Consider the following 25727-nt stretch of genomic DNA (forward strand, 5'->3'; position numbering starts at 1 on the left):
TATGCGTTAATGGCCGCGTCAATCCATCGCCCGCCGTCGGAAGCGAGCCACGCGTCTTTATGCCGGTACGTTGGGATAAGGGATCGTCCGCGTTGCGATCTCGGCATAGCCCCGGAATCCGGGCAACAAAAAACCGCCTTGAGGCGGTCGGGCATTCTATCGATTTGAGATTGATTTAGTCTCCTCCACCTCCGTCGCTGCCGTCACAGCCGCCGCCGTCGTCTGAGGCGTCGAAGCCACCGCCATCGCCGGAGCTTCCTGAACTGCGCTTGCTGCTCGCGATTAGCAGGGCAACAAGCAGGACAAAACATGCGAAGGGCATGGCATCCGAGAAAAATGTGTCCAATCAGTATCCTTTCGTTTGCATCGAGAAATCTTGTTTCCCTATGAGAATAATAGATTATTTTCTCGATCCGGACAATTGCTCCAGTATAAAACTTTTATGACATCCTGGATCGCGTCAAAACGCCCTCTCTTGTCACCGCCCTCCCGACCCTGCGCTGCTGTCGCTGCAGCGCAGGGTATCCGGCCCCGGGATGATTCAAGCTACCGCTCTTTGTGGGAAGAGCACGGCTTGCGGGGCAGCCTTGGCCCCAGCCACGATCAGCGGATCCCGATAGAGCCGAGGAGACGGTATTCCCAGCCTGGAGTGCAGCGTTGCGGCCGAGCCCGGCAGCAACGGGAGCAGGCAGCGGGCAACGATCGCAAGGCCGCAGACCTGCTCCGCCAGGCAAGCGCCAAGACGTTCGGCGGTCACCTTGCGATCCTCCGGAGCGGGATCGCCAAGCAGCGCTTTCGCATCAGCCCATGGTGCACCTTTTGTAAATCGCCGGTTCGCCTCACCGACAAACTCGAAAATATCAGCGAGGCCGACATGCAGCTCGTAGGCATCGAAGGCCTCCGCCACCTTGCCCGGAAGGCGGTAAGCTTTCTGCACGAACTCGCTCTCCGGTACGGGCGGTACGATGCCGCCGAACGACTGATATAAAAGGGTAAGCACCCGGTTGGCGAGATTGCCGAGCTGGCCTGCGAGCTCTCCCGCCCATGCGGCTTCGAGACGCTCGCCCGAGAAATCGCCGTCGTCTCCCGAGCGTATATGCCGGAGCAGGTAATATCGCAGCGCGTCCGGCGTTCCGTAGGCGTCGATGATGCCTTCGGGATCAATGCCGTTGCCGGCCGACTTGCCGATCTTCCTGCCGTCCACCGTGACATAGCCGTGCACCAGGATCGACGACGGCGGCGGCAGGCCGGCGGACAGCAGGATGGCCGGCCAGTAGATGGCGTGGAACTTGGAGATGCCCTTGCCGACGACGTGGATGCTTTCTCCGCGATTCCAATAGCGCTGCTGGAGCACCTGATCGGATCCGTGCCCCAGACCTGTATGATAGTTCGCCAGGGCGTCGAACCAGACATAGACGACGTCACCTGCTTCGGGGCCACCCCCATCGGGAACCGGAACGCCCCAGCCTCGCGCCCGTTCGGCGCTGCGCGACACGCTGATGTCGGTCAGGCCACGCCGCAGCAGGGCAAGGACCTCGTTGCGCCGATGGGCTGGAACGATGCGAAGCTCACCAGTTTCGACGAGTTCACGGAGTTTGCCGCCATATCGGGATAGACGGAAGAACCAGTTCTCCTCACGGACGATCTCAAGAGCGATCCCATGTTCCGGGCAGCGCCCGTCATCGAGTTCCGATGGCTCGTAGAATTGCTCGCAGCCGACGCAGTAGAGGCCCTCATAGGCCTTGCGATAGAAGTCGCCGGTGTCAGCGCAGGCCCGCCATAAGGCGTGGACACAGGCGACATGCCTTGGATCACGGGAGGTGCAGACGAATTCCTGGTTGGAGATATCGAGCCGGCCGCCAAGGCGCTCGAACCTGTCGGCGTTGGCATTGACGAAGTCCCTCACCTGCAGTCCCGCGGCTTCCGCGGCCCTGACATTCTTCAGGCTGTTGTCATCGGTCCCGCACTGGAACCTGACGTCATGGCCGAGGAGCCTGAGATGACGGGCATAGGCATCGGCCTGGACGAGTTCCAGGGCAAAACCCACATGCGGCGCGGCATTCACATAGGGGATGGAAGTGGTGATATAGATATCCGCCTTGTTCATCGGTGTTTCCTTTCGAAGGCTGTTATTGCCGGCGAGACGGATCGACCCATGAAAAAACCGCCTCGAGGGCGGTTGCTGGTGCATTATGGACGCACGAAACCCGCCACGCTATGAGCGCGGCATCATCATCACGAAAGTGCTGATCACGTTGTTGTCCATACCATTTTTCTAGCATCAAGCGTGGTTTCGAACAAGCGCGCTGTTTGGGCCGGCGCGCTTTGCCCTCCCGTTGAGCGCCCGCCTTGGCGGAGCTTATTCAATGATCGGTGAGCCGGCGGATCGGCATTCCTTCGTGAACCACTCCGTAAAACGACGCACCGGCTTTTTCGCCCAGGAACTGGTGATCAGGTAATATCCCTGGGTCTCGGCGGTCGAGATGTCCGAAAGCACGACGAGGTCGCCGCGATCGATCTCTCGCCGAAACACTTCGACCGGGCATAATGCCACCCCATGCCCGGCGATCACCGCCGTGGCAAGGATGTTGAAGTCCTGAAATATCGGCCCGCGAACCGGCTCGGGCGCCTTTATCTCAGTCTTCCGGAACCATTCTTTCCAGCCGTCGACGGATTCGTCGTGCAGCAGGTCGGCCGTGGCAAAGGGCACGTTCCCGATCGTCCAATTCCGCTTTGCCAGATAGTGGACGCTCGCCACCGGCTGGTTGCGCCGGGAGAAAAGCAGACGGCTCTCCCGTCCTCCCGACAGGTCTTCCCCCATGGTGATGAGAACATCCAGGCTTTCGTCATCGAAGCGTTCCTCGGCTCTGGCGTAAACGATCCTGACGTCGAGATCGGGATCGCTCTCCCGGAACGACGGCAGTGCCGGAACCAGCCAGCGCGACGCGATCGAAGGAATGCAGCCGACCGTGATCGAACGCATATTGTGGTCTCTGCGCATGTTGCCGGTTGCATGGGCGATGGCTGCCAATGAGCCGGAGACGGCAAGATAATATTCGGCACCCGCTGGCGTCAGCGCCACGCCGCGTCCGGATTTTTGGAGCAGCTTGCGCCCCAGCCACGTCTCCAGATGCTTGATCTGGTGGCTGATCGCGGCGTGGGTCACATGCAGCTCGTCTCCGGCCTTTGAGAGGCTCATGAGCCGAGCGGTCGCTTCGAAGGCCCTCAATGCGTTCAGCGGCGGCAGCTGCATCTGTTTGAATTCCTCACATGAGAGCCAGGATAGGCTCCTTTATCTACATCAAATTCGGGCATCTACATCAAATTCGGGCGAAACATGTAAATTATTCTAACAGTTTTCTCAATTTAGATCATTTGAAGCAGGCGTGGATTTCAGGGCCTAATGGATCATGGAGATCGAGCTATCTCCGCCATTTTCGAGGAGAACAACATGTTTGTGAGAAGCCTGAAAGACGTGGAGCAGACCGAGCGCTTCGTCGATTGGGGCAATGGCACGAGCCATCGCCTGCTGACGAATGATGACGGGATGGGGTTCACGGTCTGCCACACGGTCGTTCGCGCCAACACGCAAGCTCTGCTGCAATACCGCAACCACCTGGAGGCCTGCTATTGCATCCAGGGAGAAGGCGAGGTCGAGGATATGGACGGCAACGTGTTTCCGATCCGCGTCGGCGACATCTACGTCCTCGATAAACATGATCGCCACTATTTGCGGGGCGGGAAGGACAAGGACCTCATTCTCGTCAGTGTCTTCAATCCGCCTTTGAAAGGGACGGAACGTCACGATCTGAACAACAGTAGCGGTTCCGAATACTGAGCCGAGCGACGCGGCGGGGATTCCTGAGCGGCTCAAGATCTTCATCATCTGCCGATCTCCGGCCGGGTCGCCCGTCCTTGGCGAACAGTTTGGCGATGTGATAGCAAGGATCGGAATTGCACGCTCTCGGTGCGGCGTGCCCCGGTTGGGTGGAAGGGTGCTGCCAGTGATCCGCACGAAGGTTGATACGCTGTGGTTCAAGCGGTGCTGCGCGTTTCACCTGCAGTTCCTTCCCGATCGCGAGGCGCTGTCAAAACTCTGCCTCTTGCAAGACAGCATCGAGCGAGACAGCGCCGCGTCCCTCTCACGCGTCCCGGCCACAAGCCTGCACATGACGGTCGTCACCCTCGTTAATGCGGCAGCCCAATTCGGCATTCCGAACGAGGAGGTCTGGAAGCGGAACGGGGAACAATGGACGGAGATTGTCGAGAGACTGATCGACGAGACCCCACCCTTCGACGTTCATTTTCACGAGGTGGCGGCTTCGGAAGCGGCTATCTTCGTAAAAGCCGAGGAGCCCGCGGAATTGCACAGACTTCGCTCGGCCATTTCACAGGCCGTCTGCTTCGAACAGTGGCGTCCGACCCCGCCCCGCATAGCGCATATAACGCTGTTCAGGTTTTTCGCCCAAGAGCCGGTGCCGGCGGTAAGTTTCGACGCAGGCTGTTTACCCATGGGAATGCGAGCTGGATCCCTCACCTTGCTGGAAGAGCACGTTTATCCAAACGTCGATATCAATATCCTCAGCGAACCGGCCCTCCGCGGCAAAAGCGCGGAATGCTAAAATGGTTAGCCCACCGGCTCCAGCCGGCTGATGGCAATCAGCGCATGAGCGGCAGCACCAAGCCGAGCCGGCTCAGCGCGCGGCTGCATTGCATCTCGTTCTTCATACAGGAGGCCTGCGGCGGCAGGCTCCGCCGCAGGTTGGGTTCTGTCGGTTCCAAACCGTCTGACACACTAGCGAACGGCTGCCAGTCTGGGGGCTCTCGCCGACTCCTCGCCTGGTCTGCGTGCCCAGGCTGCGTCCGGCTCGCGGACCTGGGTGCGACGATTGAGTTTAAAACGGCCAACCAGTTCGGTGAGCATTTGGGAATCTACTGCGAGGGAGTGGCCGATCGCCGTACTCTCTTCGACCATCGCCGCATTCTGCTGCGTCATCTGATCGATTGAATTCACTGCGCCGCTGATTTCCTGTAGGCCGATCGACTGTTCGCGTGAGGCAGTGGTGATCGCATCGACTTTGGCGTCGATTTCGGTGACGTAGCTAGCGATTTTTGAAAGTGCCTTGCCCGTTTCGTCGACGAGTTGAACGCCCGAGGCGACCTCATCGGTCGAGTTGCGGATCAGCGCAGTGATCTCCTTGGCTGCACTTGCCGAGCGCTGGGCAAGCTCGCGCACTTCCTGTGCCACGACTGCAAAGCCCTTGCCTGCATCTCCGGCTCGCGCCGCCTCGACGCCGGCATTAAGCGCCAACAGATTGGTCTGGAAGGCGATCTGGTCGATGACATTGATGATCTGGCTGATTTGGCCTGAGGCGTCCGCGATTCGTTTCATTGCCTGGACGGCTTCGCCCACCACCTGGCTGGAGGCGGTGGCGCAGTCCTTGGCTTCGCGAACGAGGTCGCGGGTTTCGGCTGTGCGTTCGGCCGAAGAACGCACCGTTGACGATACCTCTTCGAGGGATGCGGACGTCTGCTCGAGCGCTGCGGCCTGCTGTTCGGTGCGACGTGCAAGATTGTCTGCGGCACCGCGCATCTCCTGCGCCGAGGCCGAGAGATGTCCGGTCTTGGCCAGTACCTGTTCGAGCGTGGCCTGGAAGGTGGCAATCGAATTGTTGAAGTCGTGCCGCAGCGGTTCAAAGTCGGCGGCAAAGGGTTCATCGATCGTGGTACGGATATTGCAGTCCGCCAGTCGACCGAGGCCCGCGCCGAGTGTCTGAACGACTTGCTGCAGCAATTCTGCCTGCTGCGCCTGCAGGCGGCTGCGTTCGGCTGCGTCGCGTTGCGCGACGGCGCGGCTGTCATCCATTTCCTGCTGCAAGCGCTGACGCTCCATACCGGCATGGCGGAAGACTTCCACGGCGCCCGCGATCACGCCGATTTCATCCTTTCGCGACAGGAACGGCACAGATTTCGTGTAGTCGCCGCCTGCAAGCTCCTGCATGTTGTCGGCAATCGCGAAGAGCGGCCTGATGGCGCGACTGCGGACGAACCACAGGCCAAGCAGAAAGAGTGCAACCGAAACCGCGCTGCCCGACAGCGCAAGCGTCCTCGCCCGAACGCCGGCGGCCTCAGCGGCGGTCTCTGACTTTGCCAACCAGACATTGCTAAGCTGCGCCAGAACATTGACCTGCGCTTCATGCGCATGAAACGCGTCCTTCAGGTGATCAAGCGCTGCGTGAACGGCGTGTTCGTCCTCTTGGGAGACGGCAGAGGCATAGGTGCGCTCTACCTCGTCCCAGAAGACGTCCGCCGAGCTGTAGACACCCGACAGCCTGTCGCGGACTTCCGCGGGAAGGTCGGCCTTTGCCCAGAATGCCTTGCGATCCAGGTATCCCTTGTGAAGCTCGACAATGCGGCCGAGATTGGGATGCAACAGCTCGGTATGCACCGCACCCTCCGTCGCCAGCATATAGGCTTCGACGACGAAAATTGGCGGCGGCAGGATATCGGCAACCAGATCCTTGCCTTCGACGAGGCCGTTATAGACCGGACCCCTGACCCTTAACTCCTCGAAGGCCTTAGTCTGCAGACCAACAGCCAGGATCAAGCCTGCCGTAACGATGATTCCAAACAGCATGATGAGGCGGGAGACAGATAGATTTGGCACAGCGGCGACCTTTGTTTTGTTGGGGAGGAGTTACACAGGAGTGGAAAGCTTGGTCGTGGAACCTGCAAAGTATCTGGAGTTGCTTTGCGCCAGGAACTTGTTGGCAAGTTTGACGACGAAAGGAGGAGACGAATATTTGCCTGCGGCGCAGATTTTGCGGGCAGTAGGAGCATTGCGATTTCGACGGCCACCACGATCATTCACCGGCAATATTCTGGAATTCGCGATCCGATCCCGAATTCCTGAGCTTCCACGTTTGAAGTATAGATTAGCGCTAGCGAGTAACTCGTCAGTAAGAACGCGGCAGCCAGCCAACATATTTCTAATGAACAATAATTGCTCACATCAGAGACTTTGAGCAATTAATGCTCATTAAGCTGCGAATATCTGCTCACTTGGCGAAATCTTGCTCAAATTGATATATGTCGTCTTCACTGCCTTCCGAAGGCCGTAAAAGACGGCTCTGGGCTCGCCAAAAGAGGATGCGCGCGGCAATGCCACTCCGGAATGCAAAAACACCTGAAAAACGAGCGCAACTGATTGAGGTATTCCTCGGAGCGGGAACCTGGACCTATGATCTGATCACGCGGGAACTGACGTGGTCGGACGGGCTCTATCGTCTCGTCGGACTCGATCCAAAAGCCGTTGCGGCAAGTTTCGACCTCTATGAATCCCTTGTGCATCCCGACGACCGTCTAGCGCACGAAGAAATTGTAGAGTTGGCACATGCGAACCAACTGTCCTCGCGCCGCTTTCGCGTCATCCGGCCCGACGGGCATCTTATTTGGCTCGAAAGCAGATTTGACCGCCAATATGACCGCAGTGGCCGGCTGGCCATCCTCCACGGTGTCGTTCAGGACGTAACCAATGATCACAAGGCGCAAATTGCACACAACCGCGCCGCCGCGGCCAATGCGTCGTTGCGTAAGCTTGTGGGTGGCGAGTTCTGGCGCGCCGACAGTCAGGGTAAGCTGCTCGACTATACCAACTGGATGCGCTTCACCGGTCAGACGGCGGAGCAGCTCAGGGATTACGACAGGCTTGCAGCGGTTCATCCTGACGATCGGCAACATTTCCGCACGACTTGGCAGGGAGCGATTGAGGGCAAGTATAAACTGGATCTCTCCGTTCGTGTCCGACGGCATGACGGCGTTTTTCAGCGTTTCGAAAATACGGCGGTTCCCCTACTCGATAACGATGGCGAGATCGTTGAATGGCACGGCGTCTCCAAGTTGGTTGAGGATATTCCCGCGAAACCCAATCTGCAGAATGCGGTCTGCGAAGTTCACATCAGGGCCGCGCGCGCAATGCTCGGTTGGACGGCTCAGGAACTGGCAGAGCGATCGGGCATTTCCTTTTCCACAATACGACGTATGGAAGCGGATGCTCACTCGGTCAAAGCTGAAAACGTCGAGCGGGCGCGCGAAACGCTGGAGATCCATGGCATTACATTCCTGTCTGAACCAAAGGATGTTGTAACGGTGACATTCGCAGCCAAGAGGTAAGCGGTTTCGGTATCGCAATCATGCCGCCGAACCGCTGCCGCGACCGAAGATTTCAGTTTAACCGGAACCAATGGCAACTCGGGGATAGCGACTATCGTCTCACGAGATGGCAGCTTGGGGCGCCATCGGCCTCAAAAGCATGAAACGCGATAAGCGGTAGCCCAACAGTTCCAGCCAGCCGATACCAATCAACGCATCAGCAGCGACACCAGGCCGGCCTGGGAGTTGACCCCGAGCTTGGAATAGATGTTCCGCAGATGAGTTCTGACGGTCTCGTAACTGATCTCGTCGGCGATCGCCACTTCCCTTGCGGAATGACCCGATGCGATGCTCGATGCGATCCGGACTTCGGTTGCGGTCAGCTTGTAGAGCTGCATCAGCAAATCGCGCCGCTCCCTGAGGGGGCTCGCCAGCATCGGCTCGGCAATGAGCGCCACGGTCGGCCCCTCCAGAAACTCGGTAAACGCATCGGACTGAAGCCGGACGAGCGTGAGGCGGTAGTTATCCTGGTCCCTGCCGTTGACGATTGCCGTGTGCGGTTTGGTCTGCATACCGTTTCGGGAGGTCAGGAATTCAAGAACGGCAGCCGACTTCTGGCATTGCAGTCCGAGCTTGCCATCTGCGGTGATCCGCACCGGCAGGCCGGCTTCCATCAAGGCCTCCGCGCTATTATTCCAGCGACGGACTTTCCCTTGCTCCGAAACATAGATCAGGCCGACCCCGATGCTGTCGAACAGGGTTTGGGTTACGTGTTCGTGCGGCGCAAACAGATCGCGCTTGCGAATGAAATCGAACGCCCTCTTCAGATGCGGCGCGAGGATCGTGTAGCGTTGGGCCGCTTCCCTGTTGAGATCGGGGTCGGCCGAAGATGTCGAGGTCGACAAGATGAAGGTGCGGTCTTCCTCGCGAATGATGGAAACACCCACACTCGTTTCGCATCCGGCCTGTCGCTTCAGCCAGTCGTTGTAAAATTCCGATTTGATCAGCTCTTCGCGCGGAAAGATCTCGTCGCCGCACAGGCCCTGGCCGACGGGCACGAGACCCAATCTGGGGATCCAAGGATTGACCGCGGCAAAGTGGCTGCTGAACTGGTCAACCTCGGCCTGCGAAAAGCCCGACATGAAGGGAACATGGGCAACCGACGAGGTCAGATCGTGGTAATGCAGCGCGGCCTTGCCGCCCGGCGACGTTTGCGCAACGCGATCGAGGAAATCCTGCCAGCTGCACTCGCCGAAGAGACTTCCATAAATCAAATCCGTCAAGTGAGATGAGACGTCAGTCGATTGAACCATGATCGATTTTCAACTTCAGCGAATGAAAGCATCTTCGAATAATCAATAGCGTTGAATTCGGAAATGCAACGGAATTCGCGCGTTCAAATCCGGTAGCTGCCGGCTGCGCAATACTACAACCGAAGCATGCTTCATCTTCGACCGTCGTTACATTTGGCGACTGGCGCCTTCCAGCCGGGAAACGCATGGAACTGGGAATGCCCGCGCGCGGCATGGACATTTTGACGCCGCGGGCGATGCCCCGCGGCGTCAAGCAATGGCTGCGGCTGCCCGTCGTCAAACCAGCCCCGGCACGACGAAAACCAGCCAAGCGACGATCGGGCCGATGATGGCAATCAGCGCGCTGTAGATCAGCAGTTGCCTGAGCACCTGCTCTCGACTGTCATCCGGGGCATTGGCGACCACAAGCGCGCCATTGGTGGAGAACGGGCTGGTATCGACGATCGTCGTTGAGATCGCGATGGCGGCGACCACGCCGATGGCACTGACATGTCCCTGCATGAGGAACGGAACGGCAAGCGGGATGATCGCGCCGAGCAGCGCGGTCGAGGATGCAAAGGCCGAGACGATGGCGCCGGTAAAGCAAAGCAGCAGCGCCACCAGCAGCGGCATGCCGAGACTGGATATGCCATTCGCCACGTAATCGACCGTGCCGGCCTTCTCCATGACGCCGACATAAGTGATGATGCCGGCAATCAGCAGCACGGTCGACCAGCTGACCTTGTCGATTGCCGCCTTCTGCGTTTTCGGGGATAGCAGCGCGAGAGCGACGGCGACGGTCATGGCGACGAGGCCGACATTGAACTTGAAAACCAGGGCGCCGATGCCGAGCGCCGTCAGGCCGATCAGGGTGGTAATTCTCTCATTGTTCAGGCGCAGCGTCGCGGCGGTATCGGCCGCCGTACCGTAGGCATGCTCCCGGATGGGTTTTGCCGGCGTGCCGCCGTGACCTCTGATCGACGCCGACACGCCCTCGGGATGCAGTTCGGGCAAAGGGCCAAAGGACGATGCGGGTATCTGCCGCATGACCTTTGCGCCCCCGAAAACGAAGAAGACCAGCACCGCGATCGCCAGGTTGAAGAAAAAGCTGGAGAGAAACAGGGAGGTCGGCGCGAAAGGCAGGCCGGCCTTGGCGACGATCTGGTTGGTGATGCCGCCATAGATGCTGATCGGCGAAAAACCGCCCGCTTGCGCGCCGTGGATCACCATCAGGCCCATCATGACGGGGTGAATGCGGTACTGGATGGCAAAGCTCAGCGCGACGGGCGCAAGAATCGCGACCGCGGCAGGCCCAAGAGCGCCGAAGCCGGTAATGACGGCGGCGACGAGGAACATCACCCAGGGGATCAAGCCTATGTGTCCACGCACCAGGCGGACGGCGCATTCGACCAGCCAATCGATGGTGCCGTTGATCTGCGCGATGGCGAAGAGGTAGGTGACGGCGACGAGCGTCAGGAACAGATCGCTCGGAAAGCCGGCAAAAATGTCGGTGGTTTTCATGCCGATGGTCATCGAGCCAAGCACGAAGGCGCCGGCAAAGGCGAGCGCGCCCATGTTGATCGGCTGGATCGTCGCAACGATGAACATGGCGACCAGCAGGCCTATGGCCAGAATTTCAATACCCATGATTCCCCTCCCTCCGACGCCTCCGGCGCCGTCGCTGCTGTTTGCAATATTGATGCGGATACCGACGCGCCCTCCTCCCAGAGGGCGGCCGTCTTACGTCCCTGTGTAGAGATCGGCGTATTGCTGCCGCAGGATGTTCTTCTGAACCTTGCCCATTGTGTTGCGCGGCAAGTCCTCGGCGAAGATGATGCGTTTGGGCTGCTTATAGCGCGCGAGGCGATCCTGGAGGGCGCGGACAATGGTCTTTTCATCCAGGCCGGCGTCGGGTCTGCATACGACGACTGCTGTTACGCCCTCTCCGAAATCGGGATGCGGCACGCCGATCACAGCGCTCTCGACGACGCCCTCGATCTGGTCGATCTCGCTCTCGACCTCTTTCGGATAGATATTGTATCCCCCCGAAATCACCAGATCCTTGCCGCGGCCGACGATGTGCACATAACCGTCCCGGTCGATCTTACCGAGGTCGCCGCTGATGAAGAAGCCGTCCGCGGTAAATTCGGCCGCGGTTTTTTCCGGCATGCGCCAATAACCCTTGAAGACGTTCGGCCCCTTGATCTCGATCATGCCGGTTTGTTCAGGCGGCAGCACTTGTCCCGTGGCGGGATCGGTGACGCGCACCGTCACATCAGGCAGCGGCAAGCCGACCGTCCCGGCGATCCGCTTCTCCTCATAGGGGTTGGAGGTGTTCATGTTGGTTTCCGTCATGCCGTAGCGCTCGAGAATCGCGTGGCCGGTCCGCGCCTGGAACTGGGTGTGCGTTTCTGCAAGCAGCGGCGCCGAGCCTGATATGAACAGGCGGATGCTGGCTGCCGCCTCTTTACCGAAGTGCGGGCTTTGCAGGAGGCGAACATAGAAGGTCGGCACGCCCATCAGCATGGTTGCCTGCGGCATCAGTGAAACGACCTCGTCGGCGTCGAACTTCGACAGCAGGAACATCGAGGCGCCGGCGAGCAGCGTGACGTTGGTGGCAACGAACAGCCCGTGCGTGTGGAAGATCGGCAAGGCGTGGATCAGCCGGTCATCGGGGGTGACGCGCCAATAGTCGCGCAAGGTCAGAGCGTTCGAAAGCAGGTTCCCATGCGTGAGCATCGCCCCCTTGGAGCGTCCCGTCGTTCCCGAGGTGTAGAGGATCGCGGCCAGATCATCGGCGGAGCGCGAAGCGTCGACAAAGTCGGCCGGCTCGTCACGCGCCAGATCGAGCAACGAGCCGCTGCCGTCAGCGTCGAGCGTTTCGACGATCGCGCCGTAATGCTTGGCGATTTTCTCCACGCCCTCCCGCGCAGCCGAGGCAACGACCACCAGACGCGGCTCGGCGTCGCCGATGAAGTAATCGAGCTCGGCCAGCGTATAGGCGGTATTGAGCGGCAGGTAGACCGCGCCGCTTCGAAGACAGGCGAGGTAAAGGATCAATGCCTCGGCGCTTTTCTCGACTTGCACCGCAACCCGATCGCCGGGGCGAATGCCGAGCGTGTCCATGGCGCCGGCGAGGCGGCCGGAAAGAGCAAAGGCATCGCCATAGGTCCAAGTCTGAGCGCTGCCAATCCGAATGAACGGTGCGTCATCGGGTGCGGCGGCCCGCATGGCGTCGAAAAGATGGTTGCTCACTTTCGCCCTCCTCCAAGCGTTGAGTTCATGATCTGTGCGAAGGCTCGAGAGCCTTGCTGGCCGTTGCCGCCGCGACGGCCTTCGTCGCTCTGGTTGAGCAGGCTTTTGACGGCTGGCGAGGCGATCACTTCGCCGCGCTGCGCTAAGGCCTCGTGGTTGGCCACGATGTCGTCGAGCTTATAGAGGTAGTTGACCATCAGGCCATGCGCCTGCCGGACTGCCTTCGGCGATCGGTCGCCGAGAAAATTCACTCTTTCAAGCCGAGCACCGTTGCCGAGATGGAAGCGGGCCACCGGATCGACCGGGCGGCCCTCCGGCGTCCGTTCGGTCAGGAAGTAGCGCGCCGCAAGCGGCAGCAACACGCGCTCCAATTCGGCGCTGCTCTTCTCCTTGTCGGGCCAGTTCGGGTCGTCCAGCAGGCTCAGCGTTTCCAGGGCCGCTTTGGACAAGGACCGGGCGCCGGCCGGATCGCGCGCCTTGGCAAGCCAACGGGCGAAGCCCGGGACAGGCGACAGCGTGACGAAATTCTTCAGGCCTGGCAGGTCTCGCCGCAGGTCTTCCACGACCTGCTTGATCAGGAAATTGCCGAACGAGATTCCGCGCAAGCCATCCTGGCAGTTGGAGATCGAATAGAAGACAGCCGTCGTCGCCTCATCGGCATTGATCTGCTCCCTCCCCTCGTCGAGTACATCGGCGATCGCATTCGGCAAGGATCGGGTGAGCGCCACCTCGACGAACACGAGCGGTTCGTCGGCCAATCGGGGATGGAAAAAGGCAAAGCATCGACGGTCGGCCGGCGCCAGACGGCGGCGCAACTCCTCCCAGCTGGCGATCTCATGCACGGCCTCGTATTTGATAATCTTTTCGAGGATGTTTGCCGGCGTCGACCAGTCGATCGGCCGCAGCGTCAGAAAGCCGCGATTGAACCAGGAGCCGAACAGATGCGTGAAGTCAGCATCGAGCGCGTGATAGGCTTCGGACCGGTCCTTGGAGGCAAGCAGCTGCTGACGCATACGGACCAGCCTGGCGGTGCCGTTCGGCGCATGATTCAACCGGCGCAGGAGCTCCTGGCGCCGCGGCTCCGCGGCCTGATGGAGCGCGATGACGGCGGCAGAGCTTTTGTCAGCGCGGTAATTTTCCATCGCCTGGTCGAGCCTCACCGTGTCGGGCCCGAACGTTTCGTGAAGCATATGGAAGAATTGCTGCGCGCCCGCGCTTTCGAGCGCGCCCCAGCGATCGAGTATCTCGGCCGCAAGGGCGATGCCTGATGCTTCACCCCGGCTCGACAACAGCATCTCGCAGAGAGTCTGCAGATCGGCTTTGGCCGCAGCCTGGGTATTGCGCGAGCCGGAAAACAGAAGCTGGCGTCCGTGATCGGTGATGCTTTGCAGCATGTCGGTGAAGAAAGAAGCTTCAGGCATGTCATTCTCCCCTCTCTGCAGGCCCGCCACATTATGCGCGCCTTGGACCTCTGCTTCCCATCGAAGGGCTTGGTCTGTAGTATGTAGACTGTCATTCTTCGTACACGAAGTCAACAATCGTGTATACAAGAATGGCATTTATGTATGAAGGATGCGAAAAAATGTCCGAGAATGTCGGCCGGTGGCTCCGGGATGAGATTGAAAATGCAATACTTTCCTACGAATTCGCCCCCGGCGAACGGCTGGATGAAACCGTGCTTGCCAATCGGTTCGGCGTGTCGCGAACGCCGGTGCGCGAAGCCTTGATGCAGCTAGACGCGATCGGCCTGATAGAAATCCGGCCGCGCCGGGGCGCTGTCGTGATCGATCCGGGGCCGCACCGCATTTACGAGATGTTCGAGGTGATGGCGGAGCTCGAGGGCCTAGCTGGAGCGCTCGCCGCACGCCGGTTGGACAAGACCTCCCGGGAAGCGATCACCGCCACCCACGGCCGCTGCGAGCAGTCCGCCGGCGCCGGCGACAGCGATGCCTACTACTACGACAATGAGGAATTCCATAAGGCCATCTACGCCGCAAGCCGAAGCGATTTCCTGCAGGAGCAATGCGTGCAATTGCATCGGCGCCTGCGCCCCTATCGCCGTCTCCAATTGCGGGTGCGCAATCGCCTGTCGACCTCTTTCTCGGAACATTGCGCCATCGTCGATGCGATCTTCGCCGGCGATGGAGATGAAGCCCGCCGCCTGCTGCGCACGCATGTCGGCATTCAGGGAGAGAGGTTCAGCGATCTGGTCGCCAGCATGGCGGCGAGATGACCGGAGGGCGTGACATAAGCCGGATCGCGTTGGTTTTCTGTTCCTCACGCAAGATAGGGCCGCTACCGATCCCTTATTTAACTCTGCCCGGATCTCCGGCTCACCCAGTCGCCTTCAGAGATCAGCGCTGGACCAACTCCGGGATCGGTTCAATTGCTGTCGACTTTTTGGATGGCGGCTGGAAACGTCCGGGAAACCTCGTTTCCATCAGGAAAGCCTTCGGTCACAACCGTAAATTTGATCCAGCCTTTCCATCCTATAAGACCGGTGCGCTTCGGCGCGATCACCACTACCACGATGTCCTCATTCGGAACAACGTGAACGGCACGAACTCCTGGACCTGGCTCTGAGTGCAGCACTGCGAGTACCGTTCCGCCCCCCGGCTTGGCACCTGCATAGATGGGAGAACCGTCACCTAGTGGTGCGATTGCGCTAATAAAACGCGTGCTGACGTAACCCTCGCCATTGAAGAAAAGAGGACCTTGGTAGGGACGGGGCTCATCATCGCTCCAAGCAGCGCTGACGGACACAAGCAACAGGCCAGTTGCGAGCATTGAAAGTCGCGTCACCGAATGGCTCCTCTAATCCAAGAACCCATAAAGCCAGTCCCGCGTCTCCTCCGGCAAAGACACCGGCTGCTGATCCTCGCCGCTGCGGGCCTGCCAGATGATCTCCACCTCGGCGGCGCGTTCCTCCCCCGTATCGATCGAGACGATGAAGCCGATGGAACGCACGCCGATCTTGTCGACGGCGGCGGTAAAAAGGGCCGGCTCGTCGTAATGCAGCGGGCGGTGGAGAACGCAGGTAATCTTGCTGGCGATATAGACCGGTTCGTCCTCGACCTCGGGCCGCGCTAACCAGAAGCTCGCAATGACGGACTCGGCATAGGAAATATAGGAGGCCAGAAACATCTGGCCGGTCATATCGACATCGCGAAACGGCACATGTATTTCCGTTACACCCGGGCGTTTCGACTGACTCATCAACAACTCTGCCTACAAAATTCCCCGTTGACGACAGTAGCACGGGGTTTTTCGAAGTAAACCGCTGAGATGACAGGAATTTATAATGCCGGCGGCGACGAGATGGGGCGCAGGCGCGCTTGTTGAAATCGTCGGGCGATGCCCCATCTGCTGTGGAACATGACATAAGCGACCGATAGAGTGTCTCCATGAGCACCCGTCTTTATGAGCATCCGATCTTTCTGGAACATGTGACGCCCACTGGTCATCCGGAGCGATCGGACAGGATCCGCGCCATCAATGTCGCGCTCGAACATCCGAATTTCGAGCGGCTGGAGCGCCGGCAGGCGCCTGAAGCGAGCGCGGATGCGGTGCTGCTGGCGCATCCGGAGGAACATCTCAAAGCCGTGATGCGGGAAATTCCTGAGGAAGAGGACCGGATCAACCAGCTCGAAGCCGATACCTATGCCAGTCCCAAAAGCCTGCAGGCGGCGCTGACCGGCATCGGCGGTGCGATGGCGGCGGTGGACGACGTCTTTTCCGGCGCCGCCGACAATGTGTTCGTCGCCGCCCGTCCGCCGGGCCACCATGCCGAGAAGATGACGGCGATGGGCTTTTGCTTCTTCAACAATGCGGCGATTGCCGCCCGCCATGCGCAGAAGCGGCATGGCGCCGAGCGCGTCGCCATCATTGACTGGGATGTGCACCACGGCAACGGCACCCAGGATATCTTCTGGGACGACCCCTCGGTGCTGTTCTGCTCGACGCATCAGATGCCGCTTTATCCCGGCAGCGGCGCCAAGGACGAGAAGGGCAAGCACAACACCATCGTCAATGCGCCGCTTTCGCCGAATGTCGGCAGCGACCATTTCCGCGAGGCGTTCAAATCGCGCGTGCTGCCGGCCGTTGCCGATTTCAGGCCGGATCTCATCATCATCTCCGCCGGCTTCGACGCGCATCACCGCGACCCTCTGGCGCAGATCAACCTGACGGGCGAGGATTTCGACTGGGCAACCGGCCGCGTGCTCGAACTGGCCGACCGGCACGCGAAGAACCGGGTCGTCAGCCTGCTCGAAGGCGGTTATGATCTCGAGGGGCTCGCCGAATCGGCGGGCATGCATATTCTGCGAATGATGAAGGGTTGAGAATGACTGACAGCGCCAAGCCGGAGGTATCCGGCCTTTCCTTCGAAAAGGCGGTCGCCGAACTCGAAAGCATCGTCGCCCGGCTGGAACGCGGCGACGTGGCGCTGGATGAATCTATCGAGATCTATGAGCGCGGCGAAGCGCTGAAGAAACATTGCGAGACGCTGCTTTCGGCCGCCGAAAACCGCATCGAGAAGATCAGGCTCGACCGCGCCGGCAAGCCGCAGGGCGTCGAACCGCTCGACGGGGCCTGAGGGTCAGAGCAAAGCTGCCTTTTGGCGCTTGGCGATCGGCTCGCGGCCGATCTATGATCCCCTTCCAATATCATGAGGGGACGGAAACATGACGGACAGATTGAAGGGCAAGGTCGCCATCATCTCAGGCGGCGCGACCGGCATGGGCGGTGCCGCCTCGAAGCTGTTTGCGGCGGAAGGCGCGCGTGTCGCGATCATCGACCGCAATGGAGAAGCTGCGGCCGAGACCGTCAAGCAGATCCGTGATGCCGGCGGCGAGGCCGACTGCTGGACGGCCGACGTCTCCGATGAAGCTGCGGTCAATTCAGCCGTCGCTGGCGTCGAGGAACGCTACGGCGCCGTCACCGTACTTTTCAACCATGCCGGCACCATCGTCATCAAACCCTTCCTGGAAACGACGCTTCAGGAATGGGACTGGCTGCACGCCGTCAATGTGCGTTCGATGTTCCTGATGACCAAGGCGGTGCTGCCGAAGATGATTGCCGCGGGCGGCGGGTCGATCGTCTGCACCTCGTCGATCTCGGCGGTCGCCGCCACGCCGATGGAAGTGCTTTACGACACGACCAAGGGCGCCGTGCATATGTTTGCCCGCGCCATCGCCGTGGAATTCCGCGACCGCAACATCCGCTGCAACGCCGTCTGCCCCGGCTTCATCCGCACGCCGCACGGCCTGCGCGAGGTGGCCGACCTGCAGGCGCTCGGCGTCGACGTCTCCGATGCCGCCATCGCCGCGCAACAGGGTCGGATCGGCGAGCCCGAAGACGTGGCGCGGGCCGCCCTTTACCTCGCCAGCGACGAGTCGAATTTCGTCAACGGCGCCCATCTGTTCGTCGACAACGGCTTTACGGCAATCTGAGACGGGCCGGCTCAGCGCGTGATTGGACGCGCGGCGCTCCAAGCGCTATCTGTGGGCAGTGCAAAGCTGCATCATTCAAACTGCTGCAACGGCGCCTCAGATCGGAGAGTTCCATCATGTCCTTCTTTCCCGGTAAAGATCCGCTGCCCGGCGATGCCTTCGCCTGTGATGCGATCGAGAATCTGATCATTCCGCGCACCAGCGATATCGGCGGCTTCCAGGTGCGGCGGGCGCTGCCGACGCGGCAGCGACGGCTGGTCGGGCCGTTCATCTTCTTCGACCGCATGGGGCCGGCGATCCTGAAGCCCAACGAGGCGCTTGATGTGAAGCCGCATCCGCATATCGGGCTGTCGACGGTTACCTATCTCTTCGACGGCGAGATCCGCCATCGCGACAGCCTCGGCACCGAAAAGGTCATCCGTCCGGGCGATATCAACCTGATGACGGCAGGGCGCGGCATCGTGCATTCCGAGCGCACGCCCGACAATCTGCGCGGCCATCCGCTGCTGATGTCGGGCCTGCAGACCTGGCTGGCGCTGCCCGACGACAAGGAGGAAATCGATCCTTCCTTCGCTCATACGGAAAAGTCTGAAATGCCGCTGATCGAGACTCCAGGCGTGCGCGGGCGCGTGGTTATCGGCTCGTTCGAAGGCATGACATCGCCTGTCGGGGTTTTCTCCGACACGCTCTATGTCGATCTCGACCTGCAGCCGGGCGCCAAATTTCCTTTCGGCGCAGCGCATGAAGAGCGCGCCGTCTACGTGCTCTCCGGCGAGGTCGTCATCTCAGGCGACCGCTTCGCCGCCGATCAGCTGCTGGTCTTTCGGCCCGGCGATCCGATCACGCTCGAAGCCGGCAGCGACGGCTGCCACCTGATGCTGTTCGGCGGCGCGGCGCTGAATTCGAAACGTTACATCTGGTGGAATTTCGTTTCCTCCTCGAAGGAGCGGATCGAAAAAGCCAAAGAGGAATGGCGCAGCGGCCGCTTCGATATCGTTCCCGGCGACGAAGAGGAATTCGTGCCTTTGCCGGAAGGCTGACGGCGGCAATGATCGGCCGCCGCCGGTCACCTGTCCCCGAATTTCAACCCGCCGCGAAATACCGCGTCAGTGCGCCCTTCGTGCGGTTGATATAGCCATCCTGCCAGCTGTCGTCGACGTTGAGAAAGCCCGACCAGCCCTTCTTGCCCTGGCGCTTCAATTCAGCCTCGACGGCGCGGAAGCGATAGTGGTCATAGACGTCGAGGATGTGGACGGCATAGGCTTCGGCCAGCGCCCGGTCGCCTTTGACGATCAGCATGTTTTCGTCATTGGCATAGGAGGCCTTGAAGCCGAGATTGTGGCTGCCGAGGACGACGACGCATTCGTCCGACAGGGGATCGATCACCAGCACCTTGTCGTGAATGATGGCGCCCACCTTCTTGGCCGTCAGTTCCTCCGCACCGAAATCCGCCAGCAACTGGCGGTCTTCGATGCGCGACGCCCGAACGATCGATACATTGGCCTCGTCGAAAGTATGGGGCGAAACACCCTCTTCATCGTCATCCGGATCGTCGGGATCGTTGTCCTTGCCGGGGACGTAATTGGGCATGGCCTGCGGGCTGGAAACGGCGCCGGTGACGATCAGCTTCTGATCCTTCAGGCCGATATCGATCGCCTCGCCGACGATGCAATCCCGGCCCGACTGACCGGGATAGAAGGCAAGAAAGAGCACCGCATGCTCGGCACGGCGCATCAGGCGATAGACCTCGCGAAGGTCGGGCGGAATTGCCTTGCCTTTTCTGCGGCTTTGCATGTTCGGCGAGAACCAGGTTTCAAGCGAAGCCCCGTTGACTGTGGGTATAATGGACGGCGTCTCGTTGGAGCGGCGGAATTCCTTGCTCTGCTGGTTGTCGGGCATGCCGTCATCGAATTCGACGGGCGCTTCCAGCGTCTTATTGTCTTCCAGCATCCGATCCCAATAACCGACATAGGCCGCGGCGACCGCATCGTTCCTGACGATCAAGGCGTTGTTGGACTGGCCGGCAAGTCCGGTGGCCGTCCAGTTGGTGCTGCCGGTGAAAACGCTGCGCGGAGCGTCATCCGCCGGTAGGTGCACGACAAATTTGTTGTGGCCGATCTGGCTCGAATTGTTGAACATCCGGTGGTGTATCTCGACGCCCGCATCGATCAATGCCTTGCGCGCAGGCGTATTGCGCACATCCCAGGCATCCCCGACCTTTCCGGTATTGGCGAGGATGATGCGCAGCCTGTTCTTGTTGGCAAGCAGCAGCTCCAGCAGTTCCTCGTCCTCCAGCTCGTAAAGCGCGACGAGGAAACGGCCCGGTGTACTCATGAATTCCCTGAGCATCGGAATGACATCGCCGGCAAGATATTTGCGGATGCCGTTCGACGGATTGGAAATCATGTCGATCAGCTCATTCGGCTGTTTCATCCCGTCTTCGAGAAGGACGTTGCGCAACCACTGGGCGGCGAGAATACCATTGGTGAAGGTCGACTCGAACTGGCCGCGCTTGCGCGTCACATGGACGGGGTTGGAGGCGACCGCCGGTCCGAGATAACCGAGCGGCCGCGGAGGACCGTCATAGGCCTTGACGGAGATTTTCTCGAAGGTGCCGTCGGCCTTCTTGATCGGCCTGCCGTTGGCGTCGCGCTTGTTGATCTCGACAAGCTGAGGCGTCGGGTCGGGGGCAGCCGCCATGCCCGGCTTCAGATCGCCGAGCGGACGGATCTCGTAGCGCACCCGCACCTCGTCCGGCCGCCGCCGCATTTCATTGCGCCGCTTGCGCAGCGTCAGGTCGCGCCAGGAGAGCTTCTGCACTGGCCAGAGCGATGTCGTCTGCGGCAACCAATGCGGATTGCGCTGTCCCTTGAAGGCGACCCAGGCGGCGCACGTCACTCGGTCATCGCTGCCATCGGGTCTTTTCGACGCGTTTCCCTGTTCGTCGAGATAGACGCGAACGACTTCGAACCCGAGGCATCCATCGATCTTGGCGTCTATGTGCCAGGCCACATAGGCGACCTCGTTGTTCACATAGGCATGCGCTGCGACAATCGTTCCCATGGCCCGTCTCCCAGTGAGCGCGGCAACTCTGCTACCATTCCGTGTCATATTCAAGCTGCTCGCCGGCCCTTCGCGCGTTCGGCCACCGTTCGGAAAAACAGGGCGGAACCGGCCAGGATCAGGCGAATGCAACGCGCAGAAATAGAATGTGATATCTCCCGAAACCGCTCACACATTTTTCCGCCATGCTCTAAGGTGAAAACCTTCGGTTCCTGAAAATCACTTGTTTTGCCTCGTTCTAATCGAATAAAGCGGTACAAGGAAAAGTAAGAAAGAGCGCCCGCCCGTGACACAACTGCCGAAGACCCCCCTGCTCGATCAGGTCACCTACCCCGCCGACCTGCGCAAGCTGGAGGATCGCGACCTGCCGCAGCTTGCCCGCGAAGTGCGGGACGAAATGATCGATGCGGTGTCGCGCACCGGTGGTCATCTCGGAGCCGGTCTCGGCGTCGTCGAGCTGACGATCGCCATTCACAGCGTCTTCGACACGCCTGACGATCGGCTGATCTTCGATGTCGGCCATCAGTGTTATCCGCACAAGATCCTCACCGGCCGGCGCGACCGCATCCGCACGCTGCGCCAGGAAGACGGGCTTTCCGGCTTCACCCGCCGGGCCGAGAGCGAATACGACCCCTTCGGGGCGGCGCATTCCTCGACCTCGATCTCGGCCGGCCTCGGCATGGCGATCGCCGCCGATCTCGACAAGAACGACCGGCGCGTCATCGCCGTCATCGGCGACGGGGCGATGTCGGCCGGCATGGCCTATGAGGCGCTGAACAATGCCGGCGCGCTCGATGCGCGGCTCATCGTCATCCTCAACGACAACGACATGTCGATTGCGCCGCCGACGGGCGCGATGAGCGCCTATCTCGCCCGCCTCGCCTCGGGCCGCACCTATATGGGCTTCCGCGACTTCGGCAAGAAGCTGACGGCCTATCTCGGCAAGAACATCGATCGCGCCATCACCCGCGCCGTCGAGCATGCCCGCGGCTACGTCACCGGCGGCACAATGTTCGAGGAGATGGGCTTCTATCATATCGGGCCGATCGACGGGCATTCCTTCGACCATCTGCTGCCGGTGCTGCGCAATGTGCGCGACAATGCGCGCGGACCGGTGCTGATCCATGTGGTCACCCAGAAGGGCAAGGGTTATCCGCCGGCAGAAGCTGCTGCCGACAAATATCACGGCGTCAACAAGTTCGACGTCATCACCGGCGCCCAGGCCAGGGTCAAGCCGAATGCGCCGAGCTATACTAGCGTCTTTGCCGAAGCGCTGGTGCAGGAAGCCGCCCTCGACGACAAGATCGTCGGCATCACCGCCGCCATGCCGAACGGCACCGGCCTCGACAAGCTCGCCGAAGCCTTTCCGTCGCGCTGTTTCGATGTCGGCATCGCCGAGCAGCATGCCGTGACCTTCGCCGCCGGCCTTGCGGCTGAGGGTTACAAGCCGTTCGCGGCGCTCTATTCCACCTTCCTGCAGCGCGCCTACGACCAGGTCGTTCACGACGTGGCGATCCAGGGACTGCCGGTGCGTTTTCCGATCGACCGCGCCGGCTTCGTCGGCGCCGACGGGCCGACGCATGCCGGCTCCTTCGACACCGCCTTCCTCACCACCCTGCCCGGCTTCGTGGTGATGGCGGCGGCCGACGAGGCCGAACTCAAGCATATGGTGCGCACCGCTGTCGCCTATGATGCCGGGCCGATCTCGTTCCGTTATCCGCGCGGCGAAGGTGTCGGCGTCGACATGCCGGTGCGCGGCGAAATCCTGCAGATCGGCAAGGGCCGCATCGTCAAGGAAGGCACCAAGGTGGCGCTGCTTTCCTTCGGCACCCGGCTTGCCGATTGTCTGCTTGCCGCCGAAGATCTCGATGCCGCCGGCCTTTCGACGACGGTTGCCGATGCACGCTTCGCCAAGCCGCTCGACCACGACCTGATCCGCCAGCTGGCCCGCCACCACGAAATGGTCATCACCGTCGAGGAAGGCTCGGTCGGCGGCTTCGGCAGCCAGGTGATGCAATATCTCTCGAGCGAGGGCCTGCTCGACAACGGCCTGAAGATCCGCTCGCTCGTCATGCCCGATATCTGGATGGAGCAGGCAAAGCCGGAAGCGATGAACGCCCATGCCGGGTTGGATCGCGCCGGGATTGTTTCCACGGTGTTCCGGGCGCTTGGGCGCGGTGTTGCGGTCGGGGTTGCGGGATAGGTGAATTGTGAGGGTGTGCCGTGCGGCGCCCTCATCCGCCCGCCGGCACCGACCGGGGTTGAGCCACTGGTCTCAACCCGCCCTTCGGACCCCGCTGGGGAGAAGAGATTTGCGGCGATGTCTCGACTCCCTCTTCTCCCCTCGGCGAGAAGGTGCCCGTAGGGCGGATGAGGGGGCCGCGAGGTCGGACAGACCTAACAGAAGCTTATTCCCATAAAAAAAGGCGGCACTACCGCGCCGCCGTCTTCACTTGACATTCTTCCCTTCCAGGAAAGCGCCCTCTCAGAACTCCGTCCAGTCTTCCTGAACCGCGACCGCAGCAGCCGCTTGCCGGCCGCCGAAGGCCTTGGTGACCTTGTTGGCGAGCGCGCGGGCCGGAGAAGCGACCGGGCGGGCGTTCGCAACGGCCGCGCGCGGTGCTGCATCCGGCCTCGTCTGGCCGAGCTTGAACTGGTGCAACAATTCGTCCAACGCGTTTGCCTCCTGGGCGAGCGCATGGCTTGCCGCCGTCTGCTCCTCGACCATGGCGGCGTTCTGCTGGGTGCCCTGGTCCATGTTGTTGACGGCGGTGTTGATCTCCTGCAGGCCGATCGACTGTTCGCGGGTGGCGGTGACGATCGCGCTGACGTGGTGGTTGATCTCCTGCACCTCGGCGACGATTGCTTCCAGGGCCTTGCCGGTCTCGCCGACAAGCGAAACGCCGGCAACGACCTGTTCGCCCGATGTGGTGATCAGCGCCTTGATCTCTTTCGCTGCCTTGGCCGAGCGCTGCGCAAGCTCGCGCACTTCCTGGGCAACGACGGCAAAGCCCTTGCCGGCATCGCCGGCGCGGGCGGCTTCGACGCCGGCGTTCAGGGCCAAGAGGTTGGTCTGGAAGGCGATGTCGTCGATGACGCCGATGATGTTGGAGATTTCACCCGACGACTTTTCGATCTGCTGCATGGCGGAGACCGCCCTGCGGACGACTTCGCCGGATTTTTCGGCGCCAAGGCGGGTGCGCTCGACGAGATTGCCGGCGTCCTCGGCGCGCTTGGCGCTGTCGCGGACGGTCGTCGTCACCTGCTCGAGGGCTGCGGCGGTCTGTTCGACGGCGGCGGCCTGCTGTTCGGTGCGGTGGGCAAGATCGTCGGCGGCCGAGCGGATTTCGCCGGCGCCGGCATTGATCGCCGAGGCGTTGCGGCCGACCGATTGCAGGGCCGCCTGCAGCTTTTCAACGGCATGGTTGAAGTCATTGCGCAGGCTGTCATATTGCGGCGCGAACGGCGTCTGGATACGGCCGGCCATATCGCCATTGGCAAGCTCGGCGAGGCCGCCGGCCAGCGCGTCGATGGCATGGCGGATCTCGCCTTCCTCGCGGGCCTTCTGCTCGTCGCTTGCCCGGCGCTGGCGTTCGGCGTCGCCGCGCATGCGGTCGGTCTCGCCGGCAAGCCGCAGCTTCTCGATCGCCGCCTGCTTGAAGACCAGCACAGACTGGGCCATGCGGCCGACTTCGTCGCCGCGGTCGGTTGCCGGGACCTCGATATCGTTTTCACCGCCGGCGAGGCGATCCATGGCGCTCGTCATGCCGACGATCGGGTGGACGATGGTGCGCGACATCAGCCAGGCGAGCACGGCGGCGGCAAACGAGGCGACGATACCGCCGGCCAGCAGCGTCGTCTTCAGATCGCTGTTGGCATCGGCGCGAATTTCAGCAAGCGCTTCGGATTTTTCGCGGGCGCTGGCCTTGATCTTCGCCGAGGCCTGGCGGAACCCGTCGAGCTGGCCCTTGGTGGCGTTGACGCCGATCTTGACGACCTCTTCGATCGGCATGTCGGATTCCTTGCGCGCCTTGGTCTGCGGCTCGGCCAGTTCATGGAAATAGAGGTCGGCTGCCTTCTGCATGCCGTCGATCATCTCGACCAGCTGCGGCTCGCCGGCCGCTGTCTGCTTGGCGGCGGCAATCGCCTTCAGCATGCGCTCGCGGTTGGCAAAGACATCGCCATAGGTGCTGTCGCTGCGGAAGAGGATGAAGCCGCGCAGATTGACGGCCTGCTCGAGCATTGCCTGCAGCGCATCGTCGATCTGGTTAACGAGCAGCTCGGACTTTTCCTGCTCGGCAGAAGCAGCCGCAGACGCCGTCGCCTTGGAATAAACAAAAGCGGAAATGGCGACGAAAATGAGAATGAGGGCTGCGAACGTGGCCGCAAGCTTACCGTTCAAGGATATGTTTTTGGCGGACATCGGTGATTTCTCCTGACGACAGTCGACGCGGCGAGAGGCAGGTCGCGTGAGACGCAACCGCCGGGATGTTTGAAGCTGAAAACATGATCGGCG

The 25727-nt window shown here is 61.0% G+C and carries 20 protein-coding genes; 9 read left to right on the plus strand and 11 right to left on the minus strand.

Annotation, left to right across the window (positions count from 1 at the left end; translation table 11 throughout):
- Positions 1-541: 541 nt before the first annotated feature.
- Both OS035_RS01925 and OS035_RS01930 read right to left on the minus strand, forming a co-directional pair.
- The gene (locus OS035_RS01925) at positions 542-2107 is read right to left on the minus strand and encodes a methionine--tRNA ligase (protein ID WP_331813314.1); all 1566 of its coding nucleotides are present in this window, start codon (positions 2105-2107) and stop codon (positions 542-544) included.
- 252 nt (positions 2108-2359) lie between these two features.
- On the minus strand, positions 2360-3253 hold the full coding sequence (locus OS035_RS01930) for a LysR substrate-binding domain-containing protein (RefSeq protein WP_183777288.1): 894 nt from the start codon (positions 3251-3253) through the stop codon (positions 2360-2362).
- Positions 3254-3451: 198 nt separating this feature from the next.
- Here OS035_RS01930 and OS035_RS01935 point away from each other — a divergent pair, with 198 nt between their 5' ends.
- Positions 3452-3838, plus strand: a complete 387-nt coding sequence (locus tag OS035_RS01935; protein ID WP_131711368.1) for an ectoine synthase — start codon at positions 3452-3454, stop codon at positions 3836-3838.
- A gap of 166 nt (positions 3839-4004) precedes the next feature.
- Entirely contained in the window at positions 4005-4622 is a 618-nt protein-coding gene (locus OS035_RS01940) for a 2'-5' RNA ligase family protein (RefSeq protein WP_183777287.1), read from the plus strand.
- Positions 4623-4795: 173 nt separating this feature from the next.
- Here OS035_RS01940 and OS035_RS01945 read toward each other — a convergent pair whose 3' ends face one another.
- Positions 4796-6667: a methyl-accepting chemotaxis protein gene (locus OS035_RS01945; protein ID WP_331813315.1), complete on the minus strand. Its 1872-nt coding sequence runs from the start codon at positions 6665-6667 to the stop codon at positions 4796-4798.
- A gap of 494 nt (positions 6668-7161) precedes the next feature.
- Here OS035_RS01945 and OS035_RS01950 point away from each other — a divergent pair, with 494 nt between their 5' ends.
- Complete coding sequence (locus tag OS035_RS01950) at positions 7162-8172, plus strand: PAS domain-containing protein (protein ID WP_183852486.1); 1011 nt, start codon at positions 7162-7164, stop codon at positions 8170-8172.
- Positions 8173-8360: 188 nt separating this feature from the next.
- On the opposite strand, the gene OS035_RS01955 is transcribed toward OS035_RS01950, so the two are convergent.
- The 4 genes from OS035_RS01955 to OS035_RS01970 all read right to left on the minus strand — a co-directional run bounded on the left by OS035_RS01955 (position 8361) and on the right by OS035_RS01970 (position 14119).
- Positions 8361-9464 (minus strand): helix-turn-helix transcriptional regulator, encoded by a 1104-nt coding sequence (locus OS035_RS01955; RefSeq protein ID WP_183852488.1) that lies wholly within the window; start codon positions 9462-9464, stop codon positions 8361-8363.
- Positions 9465-9740: 276 nt separating this feature from the next.
- Positions 9741-11090 (minus strand): SLC13 family permease, encoded by a 1350-nt coding sequence (locus OS035_RS01960; RefSeq protein ID WP_331813316.1) that lies wholly within the window; start codon positions 11088-11090, stop codon positions 9741-9743.
- Positions 11091-11183: 93 nt separating this feature from the next.
- Positions 11184-12698, minus strand: a complete 1515-nt coding sequence (locus OS035_RS01965; RefSeq protein WP_183777285.1) for a malonate--CoA ligase — start codon at positions 12696-12698, stop codon at positions 11184-11186.
- Positions 12695-14119, minus strand: coding sequence for a malonyl-CoA decarboxylase (locus OS035_RS01970; RefSeq protein ID WP_183777284.1), 1425 nt, complete (start codon positions 14117-14119; stop codon positions 12695-12697). The genes OS035_RS01965 and OS035_RS01970 overlap by 4 nt, the downstream gene beginning before the upstream one ends.
- Positions 14120-14280: 161 nt before the next feature.
- Between OS035_RS01970 and OS035_RS01975 the strand changes: the two genes are divergently transcribed.
- Positions 14281-14931, plus strand: a complete 651-nt coding sequence (locus OS035_RS01975) for a GntR family transcriptional regulator (RefSeq protein ID WP_097624070.1) — start codon at positions 14281-14283, stop codon at positions 14929-14931.
- 149 nt (positions 14932-15080) lie between these two features.
- Here the strand turns inward: OS035_RS01975 and OS035_RS01980 are convergent, their stop codons facing one another.
- Both OS035_RS01980 and OS035_RS01985 read right to left on the minus strand, forming a co-directional pair.
- A complete protein-coding gene (locus tag OS035_RS01980) occupies positions 15081-15500 on the minus strand; it encodes a hypothetical protein (RefSeq protein WP_131711366.1) in 420 nt (139 codons plus the stop codon).
- A gap of 12 nt (positions 15501-15512) precedes the next feature.
- Positions 15513-15914, minus strand: coding sequence for an acyl-CoA thioesterase (locus OS035_RS01985; protein ID WP_097624069.1), 402 nt, complete (start codon positions 15912-15914; stop codon positions 15513-15515).
- A 188-nt stretch (positions 15915-16102) separates the two neighbouring features.
- Here OS035_RS01985 and OS035_RS01990 point away from each other — a divergent pair, with 188 nt between their 5' ends.
- The 4 genes from OS035_RS01990 to OS035_RS02005 all read left to right on the plus strand — a co-directional run bounded on the left by OS035_RS01990 (position 16103) and on the right by OS035_RS02005 (position 19188).
- Positions 16103-17038: a histone deacetylase family protein gene (locus OS035_RS01990; protein ID WP_097624068.1), complete on the plus strand. Its 936-nt coding sequence runs from the start codon at positions 16103-16105 to the stop codon at positions 17036-17038.
- Positions 17039-17040: 2 nt separating this feature from the next.
- On the plus strand, positions 17041-17292 hold the full coding sequence (locus OS035_RS01995) for an exodeoxyribonuclease VII small subunit (protein WP_003545921.1): 252 nt from the start codon (positions 17041-17043) through the stop codon (positions 17290-17292).
- 88 nt (positions 17293-17380) lie between these two features.
- Positions 17381-18148 carry an SDR family NAD(P)-dependent oxidoreductase gene (locus OS035_RS02000; protein WP_183777283.1) on the plus strand — a complete coding sequence of 256 codons (768 nt, stop codon included), beginning with the start codon at positions 17381-17383 and terminating at the stop codon, positions 18146-18148.
- A 116-nt stretch (positions 18149-18264) separates the two neighbouring features.
- Positions 18265-19188 (plus strand): pirin family protein, encoded by a 924-nt coding sequence (locus tag OS035_RS02005; protein ID WP_183777282.1) that lies wholly within the window; start codon positions 18265-18267, stop codon positions 19186-19188.
- 43 nt (positions 19189-19231) lie between these two features.
- On the opposite strand, the gene OS035_RS02010 is transcribed toward OS035_RS02005, so the two are convergent.
- Positions 19232-21211, minus strand: coding sequence for a phospholipase D-like domain-containing protein (locus OS035_RS02010; RefSeq protein WP_331813317.1), 1980 nt, complete (start codon positions 21209-21211; stop codon positions 19232-19234).
- Positions 21212-21497: 286 nt separating this feature from the next.
- Here OS035_RS02010 and dxs point away from each other — a divergent pair, with 286 nt between their 5' ends.
- A complete protein-coding gene (gene dxs / locus OS035_RS02015; protein ID WP_183777280.1) occupies positions 21498-23414 on the plus strand; it encodes a 1-deoxy-D-xylulose-5-phosphate synthase in 1917 nt (638 codons plus the stop codon).
- A 282-nt stretch (positions 23415-23696) separates the two neighbouring features.
- On the opposite strand, the gene OS035_RS02020 is transcribed toward dxs, so the two are convergent.
- Complete coding sequence (locus OS035_RS02020; protein ID WP_331813318.1) at positions 23697-25634, minus strand: methyl-accepting chemotaxis protein; 1938 nt, start codon at positions 25632-25634, stop codon at positions 23697-23699.
- Positions 25635-25727 lie beyond the last annotated feature (93 nt).

It is taken from the genome of Rhizobium sp. 268 (assembly GCF_036571585.1).
Taxonomy (GTDB): Bacteria; Pseudomonadota; Alphaproteobacteria; order Rhizobiales; family Rhizobiaceae; genus Rhizobium; species Rhizobium redzepovicii.

Coding starts and splice junctions, on each gene's coding strand:
- OS035_RS01925 (WP_331813314.1), bottom strand. CDS start 2,107: ATGAACAAGGCGGATATCTATATCACCACTTCCATCCCCTATGTGAAT.
- OS035_RS01930 (WP_183777288.1), bottom strand. CDS start 3,253: ATGCAGCTGCCGCCGCTGAACGCATTGAGGGCCTTCGAAGCGACCGCT.
- OS035_RS01935 (WP_131711368.1), top strand. CDS start 3,452: ATGTTTGTGAGAAGCCTGAAAGACGTGGAGCAGACCGAGCGCTTCGTC.
- OS035_RS01950 (WP_183852486.1), top strand. CDS start 7,162: ATGCCACTCCGGAATGCAAAAACACCTGAAAAACGAGCGCAACTGATT.
- OS035_RS01955 (WP_183852488.1), bottom strand. CDS start 9,464: ATGGTTCAATCGACTGACGTCTCATCTCACTTGACGGATTTGATTTAT.
- OS035_RS01960 (WP_331813316.1), bottom strand. CDS start 11,090: ATGGGTATTGAAATTCTGGCCATAGGCCTGCTGGTCGCCATGTTCATC.
- OS035_RS01970 (WP_183777284.1), bottom strand. CDS start 14,119: ATGCCTGAAGCTTCTTTCTTCACCGACATGCTGCAAAGCATCACCGAT.
- OS035_RS01975 (WP_097624070.1), top strand. CDS start 14,281: ATGTCCGAGAATGTCGGCCGGTGGCTCCGGGATGAGATTGAAAATGCA.
- OS035_RS01985 (WP_097624069.1), bottom strand. CDS start 15,914: ATGAGTCAGTCGAAACGCCCGGGTGTAACGGAAATACATGTGCCGTTT.
- OS035_RS01990 (WP_097624068.1), top strand. CDS start 16,103: ATGAGCACCCGTCTTTATGAGCATCCGATCTTTCTGGAACATGTGACG.
- OS035_RS01995 (WP_003545921.1), top strand. CDS start 17,041: ATGACTGACAGCGCCAAGCCGGAGGTATCCGGCCTTTCCTTCGAAAAG.
- OS035_RS02000 (WP_183777283.1), top strand. CDS start 17,381: ATGACGGACAGATTGAAGGGCAAGGTCGCCATCATCTCAGGCGGCGCG.
- OS035_RS02005 (WP_183777282.1), top strand. CDS start 18,265: ATGTCCTTCTTTCCCGGTAAAGATCCGCTGCCCGGCGATGCCTTCGCC.
- OS035_RS02010 (WP_331813317.1), bottom strand. CDS start 21,211: ATGGGAACGATTGTCGCAGCGCATGCCTATGTGAACAACGAGGTCGCC.
- OS035_RS02020 (WP_331813318.1), bottom strand. CDS start 25,634: ATGTCCGCCAAAAACATATCCTTGAACGGTAAGCTTGCGGCCACGTTC.